17 protein-coding genes are annotated in these 18,969 nt (G+C 40.6%); all 17 read right to left on the bottom strand.

The genetic code is table 11. The features are described 5' to 3' along the window. Window positions 1-22: 22 nt before the first annotated feature. A complete protein-coding gene (locus HNQ85_RS05520; protein WP_181536766.1) occupies window positions 23-982 on the bottom strand; it encodes an ABC transporter permease subunit in 960 nt (319 codons plus the stop codon). Continuing rightward, entirely contained in the window at window positions 983-2,029 is a 1,047-nt protein-coding gene (locus tag HNQ85_RS05515; protein WP_181536765.1) for an ABC transporter permease, read from the bottom strand. Next, window positions 2,026-3,555, bottom strand: coding sequence for an ABC transporter ATP-binding protein (locus HNQ85_RS05510; RefSeq protein WP_181536764.1), 1,530 nt, complete (start codon window positions 3,553-3,555; stop codon window positions 2,026-2,028). The genes HNQ85_RS05515 and HNQ85_RS05510 overlap by 4 nt, the downstream gene beginning before the upstream one ends. A gap of 140 nt (window positions 3,556-3,695) precedes the next feature. Further along, a complete protein-coding gene (locus HNQ85_RS05505) occupies window positions 3,696-4,787 on the bottom strand; it encodes a BMP family lipoprotein (RefSeq protein WP_181536763.1) in 1,092 nt (363 codons plus the stop codon). A 101-nt stretch (window positions 4,788-4,888) separates the two neighbouring features. Beyond that, complete coding sequence (locus HNQ85_RS05500) at window positions 4,889-5,614, bottom strand: GntR family transcriptional regulator (protein ID WP_181536762.1); 726 nt, start codon at window positions 5,612-5,614, stop codon at window positions 4,889-4,891. A 227-nt stretch (window positions 5,615-5,841) separates the two neighbouring features. Further along, window positions 5,842-8,145, bottom strand: a complete 2,304-nt coding sequence (locus HNQ85_RS05495) for a DNA translocase FtsK (RefSeq protein WP_181536761.1) — start codon at window positions 8,143-8,145, stop codon at window positions 5,842-5,844. A gap of 189 nt (window positions 8,146-8,334) precedes the next feature. Next, window positions 8,335-8,559 (bottom strand): YlzJ-like family protein, encoded by a 225-nt coding sequence (locus HNQ85_RS05490; protein ID WP_181536760.1) that lies wholly within the window; start codon window positions 8,557-8,559, stop codon window positions 8,335-8,337. After that, entirely contained in the window at window positions 8,556-9,296 is a 741-nt protein-coding gene (locus HNQ85_RS05485; RefSeq protein WP_181536759.1) for a ClpP family protease, read from the bottom strand. The genes HNQ85_RS05490 and HNQ85_RS05485 overlap by 4 nt, the downstream gene beginning before the upstream one ends. A gap of 115 nt (window positions 9,297-9,411) precedes the next feature. Continuing rightward, entirely contained in the window at window positions 9,412-11,079 is a 1,668-nt protein-coding gene (locus HNQ85_RS05480; protein ID WP_181536758.1) for a ribonuclease J, read from the bottom strand. Window positions 11,080-11,287: 208 nt separating this feature from the next. Next, window positions 11,288-12,160, bottom strand: a complete 873-nt coding sequence (gene dapA / locus HNQ85_RS05475; protein ID WP_181536757.1) for a 4-hydroxy-tetrahydrodipicolinate synthase — start codon at window positions 12,158-12,160, stop codon at window positions 11,288-11,290. Between the two features lie 12 nt (window positions 12,161-12,172). Beyond that, on the bottom strand, window positions 12,173-13,420 hold the full coding sequence (gene dapG, locus HNQ85_RS05470) for an aspartate kinase (RefSeq protein ID WP_181536756.1): 1,248 nt from the start codon (window positions 13,418-13,420) through the stop codon (window positions 12,173-12,175). Between the two features lie 46 nt (window positions 13,421-13,466). Then, complete coding sequence (gene asd / locus HNQ85_RS05465) at window positions 13,467-14,516, bottom strand: aspartate-semialdehyde dehydrogenase (RefSeq protein WP_181536755.1); 1,050 nt, start codon at window positions 14,514-14,516, stop codon at window positions 13,467-13,469. Window positions 14,517-14,649: 133 nt separating this feature from the next. Continuing rightward, complete coding sequence (locus HNQ85_RS05460) at window positions 14,650-15,252, bottom strand: dipicolinate synthase subunit B (protein ID WP_181536754.1); 603 nt, start codon at window positions 15,250-15,252, stop codon at window positions 14,650-14,652. Between the two features lie 3 nt (window positions 15,253-15,255). Next, window positions 15,256-16,152, bottom strand: a complete 897-nt coding sequence (dpaA, locus tag HNQ85_RS05455; protein WP_181536753.1) for a dipicolinic acid synthetase subunit A — start codon at window positions 16,150-16,152, stop codon at window positions 15,256-15,258. Between the two features lie 238 nt (window positions 16,153-16,390). Next, complete coding sequence (locus tag HNQ85_RS05450; protein WP_181536752.1) at window positions 16,391-16,630, bottom strand: YlmC/YmxH family sporulation protein; 240 nt, start codon at window positions 16,628-16,630, stop codon at window positions 16,391-16,393. A 91-nt stretch (window positions 16,631-16,721) separates the two neighbouring features. Continuing rightward, window positions 16,722-17,963 (bottom strand): M16 family metallopeptidase, encoded by a 1,242-nt coding sequence (locus HNQ85_RS05445; RefSeq protein ID WP_181536751.1) that lies wholly within the window; start codon window positions 17,961-17,963, stop codon window positions 16,722-16,724. Window positions 17,964-17,974: 11 nt separating this feature from the next. Beyond that, window positions 17,975-18,898, bottom strand: a complete 924-nt coding sequence (locus HNQ85_RS05440) for a polysaccharide deacetylase family protein (RefSeq protein WP_246326803.1) — start codon at window positions 18,896-18,898, stop codon at window positions 17,975-17,977. Window positions 18,899-18,969 lie beyond the last annotated feature (71 nt).

Here is an 18,969-nt window from a genome sequence, read left to right as displayed (position 1 = left end):
GTTCTTTTTACATAGTGTCTTTTTATCGTTTTCCTTTTATATACGGAGTACCTAGCGCTTTTGGTGCATCGGCCCGACCAATAAAACCAGTTAACGCTAAAATCGTTAATACGTATGGGGCAATCAATAAATACACTGTTGGTACTTCTTTTAAGAACGGAATCGTTTGACCAACGATGCTTAAACTTTGAGCAAATCCAAAGAACAATGCTGCCCCCATTGCTCCTAATGGATGCCATTTTCCAAAAATCATCGCCGCCAGCGCCATAAAACCATGACCAGAAATCGTCGCATGGCTAAAGTCGCGAGAAATAATTGTTGCGTATACCGCTCCGCCAATCCCAGCTAACGCGCCGCTAAGCATAACGGCAATGTAACGCATTCTCGCAACATTAATTCCCATTGTATCAGCTGCCATTGGATGCTCTCCAACAGAGCGAAGACGCAGTCCAAATGGTGTCTTAAAGATTACATACCATACAACAAATGCTAATGCGATGGCAATATAAGACGGAATATAGCCGTTTTCAAAAAGCAATGGTCCGATAATTGGAATATCGCTTAATACTGGGATATCAATTTTATCAAATCCAATTTGAATTTGATCTGTTTGTCCTTTACCATACATTTTCTTTACTAAAAAGAGAGATAAACCAATCGCTAAAAAGTTAATGGCTACACCGCTGACTACTTGATCAGCGCGGAACGAGATGGAAGCAACCGCATGGAGCAAGGAGAAAACGGCTCCAACAATCATGGCAACTAGTAATGCCAACCAAGGCGTTAATTCGCCAAACTGTTCAGCAAACGTTAAGTTAAAAACAACACCAGTAAACGCACCGATCACCATTAAGCCTTCCAATCCAATGTTAACAACGCCGGAACGTTCACTGAATACACCGCCAAGAGCAGTGAAAATAAGTGGCGCTGCAAAGAAAATTGCTGAAGGTATGATAATTTGTAAAATCTCAAAAACGCCCACTTATTTTCCCTCCTTTTTTACCCGAGTTAATAACAAACGAATAAGATAGCTTGATGCCACGAAGAAAATGATTAATGCGATGACAATATCAACCAGTTCTGTTGGAACACCGGCACTCGACGGCATTTCAAGCGCACCGACTTTCAAGGCGCCAAACAGAAGCGCTGATAAAATGATGCCAAATGCGTTGTTTCCACCAAGTAAAGCGACGGCGATACCATCAAAACCAACGCCTGTAAACCCTGCTTTAACAGAAATGTTCGCAAATGTCCCAAGCCCTTCCATCGCGCCCGCTACTCCAGCAAACGCTCCGGAAATGACCATCGCCAGCACGATGTTGTTGCTTACGTTCATACCGGCATAATGAGAAGCATGCTGGTTAAAACCGACCGCGCGCAACTCATATCCTTTTGTTGTTTTCTCAAGCAAGAACCACATAATAACAGCAGCAAGAAGCGCAATAATGATTCCATAATGAAGCGTCGAATAGTCGGTAATCGATTGTAAAAACTCCGAGCGTAAAGACGCTGACTCATGAATTTCTTCTGATTTATAGCCTTTATCTGATAAAACAGAGCGAATAATCGCGTTTGTCGCATGTAAAGCAATGTAGTTCATCATAATCGTAACAATCACTTCATGAACTTTAAAACGTGCTTTTAAGAATCCTGGAATGAGCGCCCATAACGCTCCTGCCGCTGCTGCTGCTAAAATAGCAAGCGGCAAATGAATAAATTTCGGAAGTTCAAACGCAACACCAACCCATACAGCAGCCAGCCAACCAACAATTAATTGTCCTTCTACACCGATATTAAAAAGACCGGTACGGAAGGCAAACGCGACAGCTAAACCAGCAAGAATGTATGGTGTCATTTGACGAATCGTTTCTCCAATATAATAGCTGTCACCAAACGCTCCGTATAAAAGAGCGGAATATCCGGCAATCGGGTCATAACCGCTTATGACCATCACAATCGAACCCACAATTACACCAAGCAATACCGCTAACAGTGGAATAAGAAAATTCGTTAAACGACCTGAACTCATGAAGAAACACCTGCTTCCTTCCGTTTACTTCCTGCCATCAATAAGCCAAGCTCTTGCTCTGTTATTTCTTTCGGATCAACAATAGCAACAATTTTTCCTTCATAAATGACAGCGATACGATCACTTACATTCATAATTTCATCTAATTCAAACGAAACAAGCAGTACCGCTTTTCCTTGATCGCGTTGTTCAATGAGACGCTTATGAATAAACTCAATTGCCCCAACATCCAGACCACGCGTCGGTTGTGCCGCGATCAAAAGATCTGGATTGCGATCGACCTCACGACCGATAATCGCTTTTTGTTGGTTACCACCGGAAAGGGCACGCGCTTTTGTATATTCGTCTGGTGTACGCACGTCGAATTCTTTAATTAATTGACGCGCTTTATCATAAATATTTTTAAAGTTTAAAATACCGTTTTTCGAATATGGCTCTTGATAATATGTTTGTAATACGATATTTTCACCGATTGGAAAATCAAGTACTAAACCGTGTTTATGTCGGTCTTGCGGGATATGACCAACGCCTGCTTCCGTAATTTTTCGCGGTGGCAAGTTAAGAATTTCTTTTCCATTTAATTTTATGGAGCCCGATTCCGCTTTAATTAATCCGGTAATCGCTTCAATTAATTCGGATTGTCCGTTGCCGTCCACACCAGCAATACCGACAATCTCCCCTGCACGAACCGTTAAATCAAGATGGTTAACAACGGTTACACCACGAGCATCTTTTACAACTAAATCTTTAATTTCGAGCACGTCTTTACCAGGGGTGGCTTCTCGTTTCTCTGTCTTGAAATGAACTTCACGACCAACCATCAATGCGGCAAGCTCATTCGGATTTGTGTCCGCCACATTTAGCGTGCCGATTCCTTTACCTCGGCGAATAACGGTAACGCGGTCGCACACTTCCATAATTTCTTTTAACTTATGAGTGATTAAAATAATCGATTTTCCTTCTCTGACAAGCGCTTTCATAATTTGAATAAGCTCTTGAATTTCTTGCGGTGTTAATACCGCTGTTGGTTCATCAAAAATTAAAATGTCTGCGCCGCGATATAACGTTTTTAAAATTTCGACGCGCTGCTGCATGCCGACAGAGATATCAGCAATTTTTGCCGTCGGATCAACTGCTAATCCATAACGCTCAGACAACTCACGCACTTCTTGTTCCGCGCGCTTAATGTCGATTTTCCCTAGTTTTGTCGGCTCGCTTCCTAAAATGATATTTTCTGTAACGGTAAATGTATCAACAAGCATAAAATGTTGATGCACCATGCCAATCCCAAGATCATTGGCAACATTCGGGTTAGAGATTTTCACAGTTTGTCCCTTAACACGAATTTCGCCACCGTCCGGTTGATAAAGTCCGAATAAGACGTTCATCAGTGTCGATTTACCGGCACCGTTTTCTCCAAGCAGGGCATGGATTTCCCCTTTTTTCAATTGAAGTGTAATATTATCGTTCGCTACGAAATTGCCGAATACTTTGCGTATATTCAGCATCTCAATTACATATTCCAATCGCCCTTCACTCCTTGCATGAGAATGTTTAAATCAAATCATTAAATGAAAAGCTACAAAATGTTTTGTAACTTTTCATTTAATGGTTTTTATTGCGAATAAAAAGGCTAGTATAAACTAGCCTTTTTATTCAGTTCGTTTTATTTTAACGTCGCTTCGAATTCTTTGTATTCATCGCGAGTTTTTGGTACTTTCACTTCACCTTTGATGATTTTTTCTTTCCATTCGTCAACCGCTTTTAATACCTCTGGTTTAATGTTATCTTGAGTAGGAGCGATACCTACACCATTTTCTGGAAGTCCGTACTCAATTACTTTGCCGCCAGGGAATTGGCCATCTTTTGTTTTCTTCGCGACGTCGTAAACCGCTACGTCAACACGCTTAACCATTGATGTTAATGTTACGTTGTATTCTTTTCCACCAACTTTTACAACGCCTTCTGGAGCTTGGTCTTTATCAACACCAATTACCCAAAGTTCGCGATTTGGATCTTTTGTTTTTAAGTCTTTCGCTTCAGAGAACACCCCGTTACCAGTAGCACCTGCTGCATGGTAAATGACGTCAATGCCAGAAGCGTACATACTTGATGCGATTGCTTTACCTTTATCCGCTTGGTCGAAAGCACCAGCGTATTGCACTTCTACTGTCGCTTTTGGATTAACTGCTTTAACACCTGCGCGGAAACCGCTTTCGAATTTTTCAATTAACGGAATTTCCATACCGCCGACAAAACCAATTTTATTTGTTTTTGTTGTTAAACCAGCAACAACACCAACTAGGAAAGAACCTTCATGCTCTTTAAACGTAATGCTTGCTACATTTGGCTTTTCAACTACGCTGTCTACGATGGCAAATTGAGCTTTTGGTTTTTGTTCAGCAATTTCTCCAATCGCATCAGCCATTAAGAAACCGATACCGTAAATTAAATCAAAGTCGCTTCTTACAAGTTTGTTTAAGTTTGTTGTATAATCGGCGTCACTTTGAGATTGTAAGTAATCATAGCCACCTTTTCCTTTTTTCATACCATTATCTTCACCAAATTTTTGCAAACCTTCCCAAGCAGATTGGTTGAAAGATTTGTCGTCAACACCACCAACGTCAGTAACCATCGCAACGCTGAAAGTATCCTTGTTTCCGCCAGCATTGTTCTCATCTTTTTGTCCACAGCCACCTAAAAGCGCACCGGCAGCTAACATAAGAGAAAGAGCTACGCCAAAACGTTTTTTCTTCATCCTATTTACCCCCTAGTTTAATAATAGATCGACTTTCTTATTATTTGTTAGGTTCTACTTTCTATGTAACAGAATGTCACCTCCTTAAAAAACTCTCATTTTTATACGCGCTTTCGTAAGACATGAAAGCTAAATTTATTAGACTTAAAGTAGTTAATGGAATATAAAATCGGCTCATCATTGTAATCGTAGTGCATTTGTTTAAGAACTAATAAGGCTGTTTCCGGCTCACATTCTAAAATCGGTGACACTTTTTCGTGGTAGCCGAGCGGTTCAATATGCGCGACCGCATACGCAATATCCCGATTCGCTTGATGATGAAGATTTTCAAACAACGACTCATTCTCATAAGAAATTCCTTGGGGTAAATATTTACATGGAATTTTGTCCACACAATAGACAACCGGTTCGCCGTTTGCCGTCCGTACCCTCTCTACTAAAAGAATTTCCTCATCTTTTGAACATCGAAAGCGCCGTACATCTTCCTCAGTTGGACCTTGAATGGAAGAGGACAGAAAAATCGTTCCCGGTTTGCGTCCTGCTTGTTTAATCATATCCGTTACACTGCTCAATTGTTCAATACCAGAAGTAAACATTGGCCGTGAATTAATGAACGTTCCGACACCATGACGGCGAATAATAACGTTTTCCTCTTCTAAAACACGAAGAGCTTCTCTCAATGTCGCTCGGCTGACGCCCAATTGTTTTGAGAGCTCAAACTCAGAAGGTAACTTTTCTTTTTCTTTGTAAACTCCTGTCTCAATATCATGTTTAAGCCGATCAATGACTTGTAAATATAAATGGCGACTGTCTGACTTGATGGACATTACGAATCCTCCAAAACGATATTTTCAAGATATCAGACCTCTGATGTTCGACTATTTTGTTTAATCGAAATTACTATAACATTTTTTTGTTTATAAATAAATAGTAAATCAACATTTTGTCGAAAAAAGTAGAAAACAAAACGAATGTAAGCGGTTTAAATAGTATGTCATAATTCCCATTCCTAATAATAATATAAATAAAAAAGAGGCAGACATTCTGCCTCTTTTTATGAACTTTTTGCATTTTCTTTTGGAATTAACACGGCACGCGGTTTACTTCCTTCATAAGGACCGACAACGCCTCGGGCTTCCATAGCATCTATCAAACGTGCAGCCCGGTTATACCCGATGCGAAAACGGCGCTGCAGCATCGAAACGGAAGCGCTTTGCATTTCAATAACAAGCTGAACGGCTTCATCATACAATTCATCATCAAAATCAGCTGTCTCTTCATCTGATTCTGTCGGGATCATCTCTTCATGATATTGCGCCTTTTGCTGTGAAATGACAAAGTTAACAACTGCTTCTACTTCTTTGTCCGATACGAATGCACCTTGCACACGAATCGGCTTGGAAGCCCCGACTGGTAAAAATAACATATCCCCGCGGCCGAGCAGTTTTTCTGCCCCTCCCATATCTAAAATCGTCCGTGAGTCGGTTTGTGACGATACGCTAAAGGCAATTCGTGATGGAATGTTCGCTTTAATGACACCGGTAATGACATCGACAGATGGTCTTTGCGTAGCAATAATTAAATGAATACCGGCAGCACGAGCCATTTGTGCTAGACGTGTAATCGAATCTTCGACATCTGATGAGGCAACCATCATTAAGTCTGCCAACTCGTCAACAATGACAACGATGTATGGAAGAAGCGGCTGTTTGACATCCGATTCTTGATTATAACGTCTCACATATTCATTATATCCTTCAATGTTTCTTGTCCCTGTATGGGAGAATAACTCATATCGCCGCTCCATTTCGCTGACGACTTTCTTTAACGCCTGCGATGCTTTTTTCGGATCCGTCACTACAGGAGCAAGCAAGTGAGGGATTCCGTTATATACGCTTAGCTCTACCATTTTAGGGTCAATCATCATCATCTTCACTTCATGCGGTTTAGTACGCATTAAGAGACTTGTAATAATTCCATTGATACACACACTTTTTCCGCTTCCTGTCGCACCTGCTACTAACAAGTGCGGCATTTTATTTAATTCCGCAAGCACCGCTTGTCCGGAAATGTCCCTACCTAATCCAATCAACAATTTTGCATCCGGCTTATTATTTTCTTTTGCTTCCAACACTTCCCTTAATGATACCATGGCGATTTCCTCATTCGGTACCTCAATGCCAATCGCCGATTTTCCAGGAATCGGTGCTTCAATGCGAATATCTTTCGCGGCTAACGCTAATGCTAAATCATCGCTTAAGCTGACGATTTTACTGACCTTCACACCTACATCCGGATATACCTCATATTTTGTTACCGCCGGACCTAGGTGGACTTGAGTTACTTTTGCTCTTACACCAAAGCTTTGAAACGTCTTTTCTAGCTTTCTTGCATTGGCGTAAATGTTCTCGTGATCCTTTGATTGATTAGTTGGTTTTGGCATATTTAACAAATCAAGCGGCGGCAATTGGTAATCCATATTTTCCATCTCTGAAAATGTCATTGGTGCGCTAGGTTCTTCGTGCTCTTCCTCTTCCACAGATGCCGCTTCAACCTTTTCTCCGACGTGCGTACTAAAATCAGAAATGATGGGAGGAGTATGAGCCTCCTCGTGCTCCTCTACATCCATTGTTGTTTCATCTTGAATCGTTTCTTGTTTTGTCGAACTCTCATCTTCATGGGCTCTTTTCACTTTTTTCGATTTATATGTGTTTCGTTTTGTAAACGCCTGTTTTACATCTGAAACAAATTCATTCCATTGTTTTTGAACAAACGATAAAAAGAAGCCAATCGCTTTTCCAACTGTTTCATGCAGCGATTTTCCGGTGATGAATGCGATACCGACTATAATGAGCAAAAAGGAAATCCATTTTGTTCCAAGTTCATCAAATAAATAATAGCTTGCTGCAAAAAGAATGGCCCCGATCATACCACCGCCTAAATCAGTAAAAGAAGATTCGCCGCGTACCTCCATCCAAAACAGCTCCCATGTCGTTCGCACAATGCTTGGGTCGGCAAATTTCCCTTGCCGCGACAGAAGTTCAAATAACGTTTGGTGGCTTAATAATAACATTGCCATGACAACAATATATATGCCGATTAATGAGCGATGTGTAAAAGAAGGCCACGTCCTCCTCCAAATTAAATAAAGCGATAAAACGAACAAGCCAATTAATGCAAGTATGTACCATTCGCCCATAAAAAAACGCATGAGAAAGACAAACGTTTTTCCTACTAGTCCGAGATGCGCCATGGCAATCACGGAAACAGCTAACATAGTAAGTCCTGTTAACTCTAAGCGAAGCGTTGTCTTCCACTGCTCGTTACTTTTTTGTTGTCGTCGTTTACGTTTTGCCATTGTCTGTCACTCCAACATAAAACTTGAAATAGAGGCTGACCCAAAAGTAAAGTGTCAGACCCCACAACACAATATATAGGACAATAACATGAATGAACTATATATTGTGAAATGCACATGAGGTCAGACACTTATGGGTCAGCCCCTTTATTCTCATTATATCACAAATGGCGAAAATACAGGAGTTGATTATGAGGTTATCGTGGTTGGTAAGATCCTCATTCCTGGTGAATATTTAGATTGTAAAAAATGTTGTGGATTTGTACTTAAATTGCGAACAATTTCATATTCTTTTGCTTCCGTTTCTCGTACTAGCAATGGTATGCCGTCATAATAAACAAGCTGCTGTTTTGCATACTCTGCAGAAGTCGTTTGAAATATAAGCTCTTGTGGCATCAGCGTATATAAAATCATTGCAACATCTTTCCTTCTTCTCTTTTATTTACTTCAATTAACTCCCGCAATTTTTTCATCGCCTGTGATACGCCGCCAACTTCATCGATTAACCCATACTTCACAGCATCTAAGCCAACTACATTTGTACCGATATCACGCGTTAAATTCCCTTTGGAAAACATTAATTCCTTGAACTTTTCCTCGCTAATATTCGAATGTTTCGTCACAAATCTGACAACTCGTTCCTGCATTTTATCTAAATACTCAAATGTTTGCGGTACTCCAATGACAAGACCTGTTAAACGAATCGGGTGAATAGTCATTGTTGCCGTTTCCACGATAAATGAATAATCACAAGAAACCGCGATAGGTACACCGATGGAATGTCCTCCACCTAACACAACGGAAACGGTTGGTTTGGATAAAGAGGCAAGCATTTCTGCAATCGCCAACCCTGCTTCCACATCTCCACCAACTGTATTCAACAAAACAAGCAGCCCTTCGATGTTCGAATTTTGTTCAATCGCCACAATTTGCGGAATAACGTGTTCATATTTTGTTGTCTTATTTTGCGGAGGAAGCTGAATATGCCCCTCGATTTGTCCGACGATTGTTAAGCAATGAATGTTTGAATCTGGTGTCATTTGCGGCACGTTCGTTTGTCCTAATTGTTGAATCATTTCCGCAACGTTTTCTTTCTTCGTTTCTTCTTGCTGCTCTTCTTGTTCGGAAGCTATGTATCGCTCCTTGTTCATTTTCATGCTCCTTTCATATGATGATACTGTTAGTATGTTCTATTGATAAAATAAAAATGCTGATTGAACGAAACTGTTCAATCAGCATTTTTGACAGACTTTGAGCATGATCGTGTTATATTTCCATAATGATTGGTAAAATCATCGGTTTACGCTTTGTCTTTTCAAATAAATACTGGTTTAACGCCTCACGAATATTCGACTTGAGCGACGACCATTCAATGATATAGTCCTGCATACATTTGTTGACGATATCTGCAACGATTTTGGTTGCCTCATCAAGAAGAGTCTCTGATTCCCTTACATAGACAAAACCGCGGGAAATAATTTCCGGCCCAGCAATGATTTTCTTTGCTTCTTTACTAAGCGTAACCACAACAATTAAAATCCCGTCTTGCGAAAGCAGGCGACGATCGCGTAATACAATATTTCCAACATCACCGATTCCTAACCCATCGATGAGAATATTGCCACATGGTACTTTTCCACCATAACGGGCTTGACCATTGCGAAACTCGATAACATCTCCCTTATCAATTAAAAATGTTTGGTCCTCAGCAATTCCAACCGCCTTTGCCAGCTTCGCATGCGCTTTTTGCATACGATATTCGCCATGAACAGGAATAAAATATTTCGGTTTCATTAAATTAAGCATTAATTTTAATTCTTCTTGACTTCCATGTCCGGAAACATGTACGTTTCGCTGTCCGTAAATTACATTCGCACCGGCGCGATACAAGGCGTCGATTGTTTTGGAAACAATAAGCTCATTTCCAGGCATCGGCGAAGCAGCGATAATGACCGTATCGCCTTCCTTAATATTAACTTGTTTATGCGCTTGCTTCGCCATACGCGCTAACACTCCCATCGGCTCTCCATGGCCGCCTGTTGTCAATATAACGAGCTCTTTATCTTCATATTGATGAATATCGTTAATCGAAATCACAAGCTTATCAGGAATTTGCAAATAACCAAGCCGAAGGGCAATATCCATTACTCTATGCATGCTGCGGCCGACAATGGCAACTTTCCGTCGATGTTTTTTTGCCGCATTTAATACTTGTTGGATTCTCGTAATATTTGACGCATAGCATGCGACAATCACCCTGCCACGTGCATCATAAACAACATCAGCAATCTCTTGAGCAACAACGGTATCGGATCCGGTATATCCAGGTCTTTCCGCATTCGTGCTGTCTGAAAGTAAACATAATACGCCTTGATCGCCGATTTGCGCCATTTTCCCTAAATCAACCCGGTTTATGCCATATGGAGTTTGGTCAAATTTAAAATCGCCCGTATAGACAATGGCCCCTTGTGACGTGTGAATGCTGATTCCGATTGAGTCAGGAATGCTGTGAATCGTTCGGAAAAATGTCATTTTCGCTTTCTCAAAAGTCACTACGGAATCGGAATGAACTTCATTTAACTGCGCACGCACTGTAACACCATGTTCTTTCAACTTTTCTTCGACTAATGCAAGCGTTAGTTTCGTTGCATAGACCGGAACATTGATTTTCCGCAAAACATAAGCAATCGCTCCGATATGCTCTTCATGACCGTGCGTAAGAAATATACCTTTAATTCGCTCTTGACGTTCCACAAGGTAAGAGATGTCAGGAATGACCATATCAATTCCTAACATTTCATCTTCCGGAAACATAATTCCTGCATCAATGACAAAAATGTCGTCATCAACCTCAACGACATACATATTTTTTCCGATTTCCCCAACTCCCCCAAGGGAAAACACTCTTATTTTTTCTGCATATTTTGTACTCAATGCTACGTCCTCCTATGAAGATACTAACCCGCTCAAAGTCACTTGAGTTTATTATAACTGATGCAAGATTTGGAATACAAGATAATTTGTTGAACATACATTCAGTCATGTTACAAAAAGGAAAGGGCCAGCTCCCTCAGACGACAATAGAAAACTCTGTTCCATTATGATCGTCATTCGAGGAAATCTGACCCTTAGTAAGATCAAATTATAAAACATTTAAAAGGTTAGCAAGCTGTACTCGCTCCTGCTCTGTCAATGGAACAAGCGGCAAGCGAACAGAACCCACATCCAATCCTTTCATTTGCAACGCTGTTTTTACAGGCACTGGGTTCGGTGCAGCAAAGAGCCCTTTCATGATTGGTAGTAATTTTTGATGAAGCTTTGCTGCCTTCATGCGCTCACCGTTTTCAAATGCAGCAATCATCTCCTGCATTTCATTGCCAATAATGTGTGATGCAACGGATACAACACCGTGACCACCAATCGCCATAACCGGAAGCGTTAATCCGTCATCACCGCTATATAACATAAAATCTTCATCTGTATTAGCAATAATTTCTGTCATCGCATCCAAATTGCCACTTGCATCTTTTACAGCAACAACATTTGGAATTTTTGACAAGCGAACAATCGTATCAACAGCCATATTTACAACAGAACGACCTGGAATATTGTATAGCATAACCGGAAGAGAGGTACTTTCAGCTATCGCCTTAAAATGCTGATAAAGTCCTTCTTGATTCGGTTTGTTATAGTAAGGAGCTACAAGCATCACAGCATCAACGCCTGCTTCCTCCGCCTTTTTTGTTAAATCGATGGAAGCGTGCGTATTGTTGCTCCCTGTTCCAGCAATGACCGGAACTCTGCCATTGACAACAGAAACAACATGTCGGAATAACGCGACTTTTTCTTCTGTAGTTAATGTTGGAGATTCACCTGTCGTCCCTGCGACAACGAGAGAATCCGTCCCGTTGTCAATTAAGTAATTGACAAGTTGCGTTGTTTTTGCAAAATCGATATTTCCTTTACTATCAAATGGCGTCACCATCGCTGTGACGACTTTACCGAATTGAATCAACGCTTTCACTCCTCATTCGTATTTATATTTATCTACTTCTTGCGGTTCTTCGGAGAGATGAAAAGCTTCGTGCAATGCATTCACAGCTTTCTTTAAATCTTCTTCTTTGACAAGGACCCAAATCGTTGTATGGCTGTCAGCCGATTGCAAAATTTGAATGCCTTGTTCTGAAAGAGCGGTTACGATTTTGGCTGTAACCCCAGGAACTCCAGCAATTCCTGCACCGACAGTAGAAACTTTCGCGCATCCTTTTGTTACGACAGGCTCATAGCCGATTTTCCGCAATGCCGCAACAGCGCGCTCCGTCATCTCTCCAGCAACTGTGTACACAACACCGTTTGGAGAGATGTTAATAAAGTCTACACTAATTCCTTCATTTGCCATCGCTTTAAACACATCAGACTGCAATTCATAGTGTCCTTCTTTTGCATATACTTTAATTTGCGTAATATTGGACACATGGGCAATTCCTGTTACTAGACGCTCCTTTACATCACTTCCTTTATTCCCTTTTACAAGCGAAGTGACAAGCGTTCCTGGAGCATCGGAATAGGTTGACCTTATACGAATCGGAACTTTTGCCTGCATCGCGATTTCCACAGCGCGCGGATGAATCACTTTCGCCCCTTGATACGCCATATTACAAATTTCTGTATACGTCACGACATCAAGTGGGCGCGCGTTTTCGACAATACGCGGATCCGCTGTCATAACTCCTTCAACATCGGTAAAAATATCGATCCACTCGGCATTTAATGCCGCCCCAAGCGCAGCTGCTGATGTATCGCTGCCACCGCGACCAATTGTTGTAACATCTCCGTCTTTTGTTGCCCCCTGGAAACCAGCAACAACAACAACTTCATATTCCTCTAACGTCTTTAACAAACGGTCGCAGCGCATCTCAATAATTTTCGCATTTGTATGATCTGCATTGGTACAAAAGCCAGCTTGCGCACCAGTTAATGCCGTTGCTTTAATTCCGTGCATGTTCAGCATATTGCTAAAAACAACACTTGAAATAATTTCACCGCAAGCCATAAGCATATCTTGCTCACGCTTGCTAACATAAGAGTGACTACCGTCAATTAGACTTAAAAGCGTATCGGTTGCATACGGTTCTCCTTTTCTGCCCATTGCAGAAACAACAACGACGACTTTATAACCTTCATCTAATGCTCGCATAATATGCTTGCGTGCTAATTCTCGTCCGTGTTCATCACGGACCGATGTACCGCCAAACTTTTGAACAATGATTTTCATTGTAACACCCCGATTAATATTGAAGAAAACTTGATGCTTTTCGATTTTACGCCTTCACAAGACCTAATTTAAGCAAACTTTCGGCAATTTGTACAGAATTCCATGCTGCTCCTTTTAATAAGTTATCAGATACAATCCATAAATGGAATCCATAATCGCGGTCTAAATCTTTACGAATACGGCCAACAAATACATCATTTTTGCCAACGCAGTCAGCAGGCATTGGATAAAGCTGCTCAGCCGGTTCATCTTGCAACACAACGCCAGGGGCATCTTTCAATACGCTTTTCACATCTTCAATTGTTACATTCGCTTTTTCGACTTCGATATATACGGACTCAGAATGCCCTGTGATCACTGGAATTCGCACGCACGTTGCCGCTACTTCCAACTCTGGCATATGCATAATTTTTTTTGTTTCATTAATCATTTTCATTTCTTCAAATGTAAAACCATTCTCTTGAAATTTATCAATTTGCGGAATCGCATTAAACGCTATTTGGTAATGTTTTTTATCAGATTTAACTGGTAAAATTTCCGGTGTAAACTCTTTACCTTCAAGGACAGCTTTTGATTGTGATTGAAGCTCTTCAATCGCTTGTGCTCCCGCACCAGATACAGCTTGATACGTGGAAACAATCACTTTTTTCAAGCCGAATGCCTTCCGAATCGGTTCAAGCGCTACGACCATTTGAATGGTTGAGCAGTTCGGATTAGCAATAATACCGTTATGCCATTTTAAATCTTCTTCATTTACCTCAGGTACGACAAGCGGTACATTTTCATCCATACGGAAAGCGCTCGTATTATCAACTACAACAGCCCCCCGTTTAACTGCTTCTGGGGCCAATTCTTTTGAAACAGAGCCTCCAGCGCTAAATAATGCAATATCCACACCTTCAAAGCTTTCTGGCTTTGCTACTTGTACAGTAATTTCTTCTCCTTTAAAAACTACTCTTTTACCAGCAGAACGCTCTGATGATAATAATGTTAATTTAGCAATTGGGAAGTTTCTGTTTTCTAATGTACGAATCATTTGTTGACCAACAGCGCCTGTTGCTCCGACAACAGCAACATGCAATCCTTTTTGTTCCATGACGATTTCTCCTTCCGATCTAAGATAAATATTATATTCATAGCATTTTAATAACATTTATTTTAGCACATTCATCTATAAAGGAGAGAAAAATTTTACTCATCGCATAAATTTTCTCTCCGATGCTTATTTATTAAATCTCACTGTCACGGAACTTTTCGATAATGACTGGCTGGAGCTGTCTACCTTCAAGCGCAGCAATAACCGTATCGCGTAAAAGCGACATTCTCGCTACCATGGAATTTGGCTTTGTTTGCGGTGCATCTTGACCGAACGGAATGAAATAAATATTTTTTGCAGCCATGAGACGCATTAAATTGACCCCATTTAAACCTAGTGCATCATTTGTTGAAATGCCAACAACAACCGGCCGATGACCGCGCATCGTTGCCTTTGCTGCCATTAATACTGGAGAGTCGGTCATTGCATTAGCAAGTTTGCTCATCGAGTTTCCTGTCAAAGGAGCAATGACCATACAATCAAGCGGAATTTTGGGCCCGAGTGGCTCTGCTTTAACGATCGTATCAATGACTTTATTCCCTGTGATTTCTTCTAATTTTTTCACCCAATCCGCTCCGTCTCCAAAACGGGTATTTGTCGTTTGCACTGTATACGTAACAATCGGTAAAACTTCCGCGCCTTCTTCCACTAATTTTTCAATTTCCGGTATTACTTCATCATATGTGCAGTGAGAGCCTGTTAAGCCAAAACCGATTCGTTTTCCTTGTAAACTCATAAATCATTTCCCCTCTCGTATTTTTAAATCTTCTGAAAGCAGCTGCGCTAACACATTGGCAACAATCTGCCCCGCTGTTTTCGGGGCAACAATTCCCGGCAGTCCGGGAGCGAGCAACGCTTTAATGCCTCTCTTTTCGGCATAACGAAAATCGGTGCCTCCAGGTTTAGAAGCAAGATCAACAATTAACGTGTGAGCCGGCATTTTCGAAATAACGCTGGCTGTAACAACCATATGGGGAATCGTATTAATACATATATCGATATCTGTTACTTCTTTTTCTAAGTCGTTAAGATGAAAAGGATATAATCCCATCTCTGTAATGCGTGCGATATGCTCCGAGCGCCGTGCTCCCACTTTTACTTTCGCCCCTAAGGCGGCAAACGTACGTGCTACGCTCATTCCAACTCTTCCTAATCCTAAGACAACAACGTGAGAACCGTGAATCGTAAAGTCGGTATGTTGAATGACTATCATAATGGTTCCTTCAACTGTTGGTATAGAATTGTAGATGGCTACATCATCTCTCTCAAATAACTGCACGTGTTTCCGATTTGTAGCTTTCATTAACTGTTCAAGGTAACTGTTACTTATTCCAGAGTAAATGGTGCAGTGTTTCGGTGTTTTTAACAGCATCTCTTCTGTTAAAAACACTTTTTCATTTGAGAAAACTGTGTCAACTTGCCCTTCGAGATTTGTACCGGGAACCGGTAAAATAATTGCATCTAAATCGGAAAAATCGACCTCATCGATTTGAACTTTTGTCGCACCTGTAAACCCATGATCTAATTGATCGAAGCCTATTAAAGATAATTTGGCATCCAACTCTATCAATTTACGAATGACTTCCAACTGTCTGGCATCTCCGCCTATTATGGCAACGTGCATTCCCGTCAGCATTTTATGACTCACCTTCTTATTTGAAACTAGATTTTTGCCTAAAGAGCCTCGTTTTCTCTCACATCTTATGAACAACAGAGGAAATAGGTGAATGTAATAAAAAATAAAAAAAGAGGCCGACCCAAGTAAAGTGTCGAACCCCTTAACCAATCATACATAGTACATAACACCGAATAAAAAATGATATTGCACGTGAGATCAGACACTTACAGGTCAGCCCCTTTTGCTGAAATGGCACTTATTCATCAGGAAAATCAATGATAATCATATCAGACCCAATTTTTTTAATGTATTGCCAAGGAACGCGAATCTCATTTCCTTCCTTTCGAAAACCGAACCATTTTGACGTTGGAATAAGTAATGCTTGAATTTGTCCCGTTTGCTCGTTTATTTCCAAATCTGTCTGCCCTAAAACCCCTAATCGTTCTGCTCGTTTCACATCCACAATCTCCTTGCCGCTCAGCTCGCTTAACCTCATTATGTCAACCCCTCCTTTGTCACCTTTCTATCATTGTAAGAGACAATAGAAAAAAAAATGCCTGCAAGTAAAAACTTGCAGGCATTTCTTGTTAATGTTGAAGCGCTTTTGGAAGCTGTCCAGTTGGACTAATAAGCGCTACGGCAAAATCTTCACTGAAAATTTGCTTTGCTAACTTATTCACACTGTCTTCAGTGACGTTATTAATACATTCAATTATTTCATCGAGCGAACGGTGACGGCCTAATAAAAGTTCATTTTTTCCATTGCGGCTCATGCGGCTGTTTGTGCTTTCCAGGCTAAGCATTAAGCTGCCTTTCATCTGTTCTTTGCTATTTTGCAGTTCTTTCGACGTAATACCGTCTTCTTTCAGCTTTTGCACTGTCTCTTGAATCGTTTCGAATAATAAATCTAGCTGGTTGCTGCCCGTACCGCCGTAAATCGTCAACAATCCCCCATCTTGATAAGAAGAATGATAAGAAAATACGGAATAGGCTAAACCGCGCTGCTCGCGCACTTCTTGGAATAAACGGCTGCTCATGCTGCCGCCTAAAATATTGTTAAGTATAATTAAGCTATAAATATCTTTATGTCCAACAGGCAAACCGTTAAAACCGATGCATAAATGAGCTTGCTCTGTTTCTTTTTTCCGGGCCAGTTTTTGCGGCTGAAAAACAGGTGCAACCATCTGACGGGCTTTTTGTTTTGCTTCGAACGAACCGAAATATTTTTCAATTTCATGGATAAAGCTTTCTTCCACATTTCCGGCAACAGAAATGACCACCTTATCTGGCGTATAATTTTCCGCCATATATTCGCGCAGTGTATCGCCTGTAAATGTATTTAATGTTTGCTCCGTCCCTAAAATTGGATAACCAAGTGAATGGTTGGCGTAGCAAGCCTTGCTTAATAAATCGTGAACAATATCGTCAGGAGTATCTTCGTACATTTTAATTTCTTCTAATACAACATTTTTCTCCTTCTTTAATTCTTCTTCAACAAATGTGGAGTTAAAGAACATATCCGCCAGCATTTCTAAAGCGAAACCTGCGTGTTCATCTAACACTTTCGCATAGTAGCATGTATACTCTTTTGACGTGAAGGCGTTCACTTGCCCTCCGATGCTGTCAAACGCCTCAGCAATTTCCCGGGCACTGCGCGTTTTTGTTCCTTTAAAAAACATATGTTCTAAAAAGTGAGAAATTCCATTATTTTGCTCGTTTTCATTGCGTGACCCCGTTCCTATCCATATACCGATGGCAACTGAACGCATAGTTGGAATTTGTTCGAGAACAATTCTTACTCCATTTTGACACGTATACTTTTTAACCAATGCCGTTCCTCCTATTTTCTTACAATTCTTTCTTCGTCTAATAATGTTGACACATTAGAAATTTCGTATTTTTTCTTTTTAATCGAGACAATAAGCGAATCTAGTGCTTGTGCAGTAGGTGCAGTTGGGTGCATCAACACCATCGCACCTGGATGAATCTTAGACATTACTCGTTCAACTATAACAGATGGAGAAGGTTTTTGCCAATCAATTGTATCAACGCTCCACATAATGGTCCCCATGTGCAATCTATGAGCAATTTTTACAACATCGTCTCGATAACTGCCACTTGGGGGAGCAAACCACTTACATTTTATTCCTGTCGTCGCTTCAATGACTTCATTCGTTTGTATAAGCTGCTCATGAATCGCTTCATTGCTCATCGTTTTTAAATCTGGATGGCTGTATGAATGATTGCCAACTTCATGACCTGCATCCACAATCATTTTTGCCATATCTGGGTTGTTTTTAACCCAACGTCCCTCTAGGAAAAATGTTGCCTTTACATCATGCTTTTTTAATGTTGCAAGCATTTTTGGAATATGCTCATTTCCCCAAGCTACATTAATTAAAAAAGCAACCATTGGCTTTTCTGGGTGGCCGCGATAAATTGCTTCAGGCGGCAAATCAGCCAAATGAACTTTCGGGGATATTTGTTTATACACAAGCATCTGCTCGTTAAATGTTCCTAATTTTTTCATGTTTTTATAAGAAGCATCCACATCCACTTTTAAACCGTTATATCCGGGAATAGCTTTCCAAACTCTATCAATTTTCGCATCTTGAGCAGGCACTTCGTATTTTTTTGCTTTTTCTTCAATTTCAAGATAAAGCTTATCTTTTTGTTTTGCTGTTTCTACACTTGTATTTTGCAGATGATGAACGTATTGATCGATCCAAGGATTTTGAAAGATGATGAATATAACCAGCAACATGATTGCCAACGTAAAAGGACGAATATATTTTATTTTCACACCATGTCCCTCCCTTTTTACTAGAAATATGT

Origin of the sequence: [Anoxybacillus] calidus, from assembly GCF_013760845.1 — a bacterium.
Classification (GTDB): domain Bacteria; phylum Bacillota; class Bacilli; order Bacillales; family Anoxybacillaceae; genus Paranoxybacillus; species Paranoxybacillus calidus.
The sequence above is the reverse complement of the archived record's forward strand: the minus strand, read 5'-3'. Positions and strand labels throughout refer to the sequence as shown.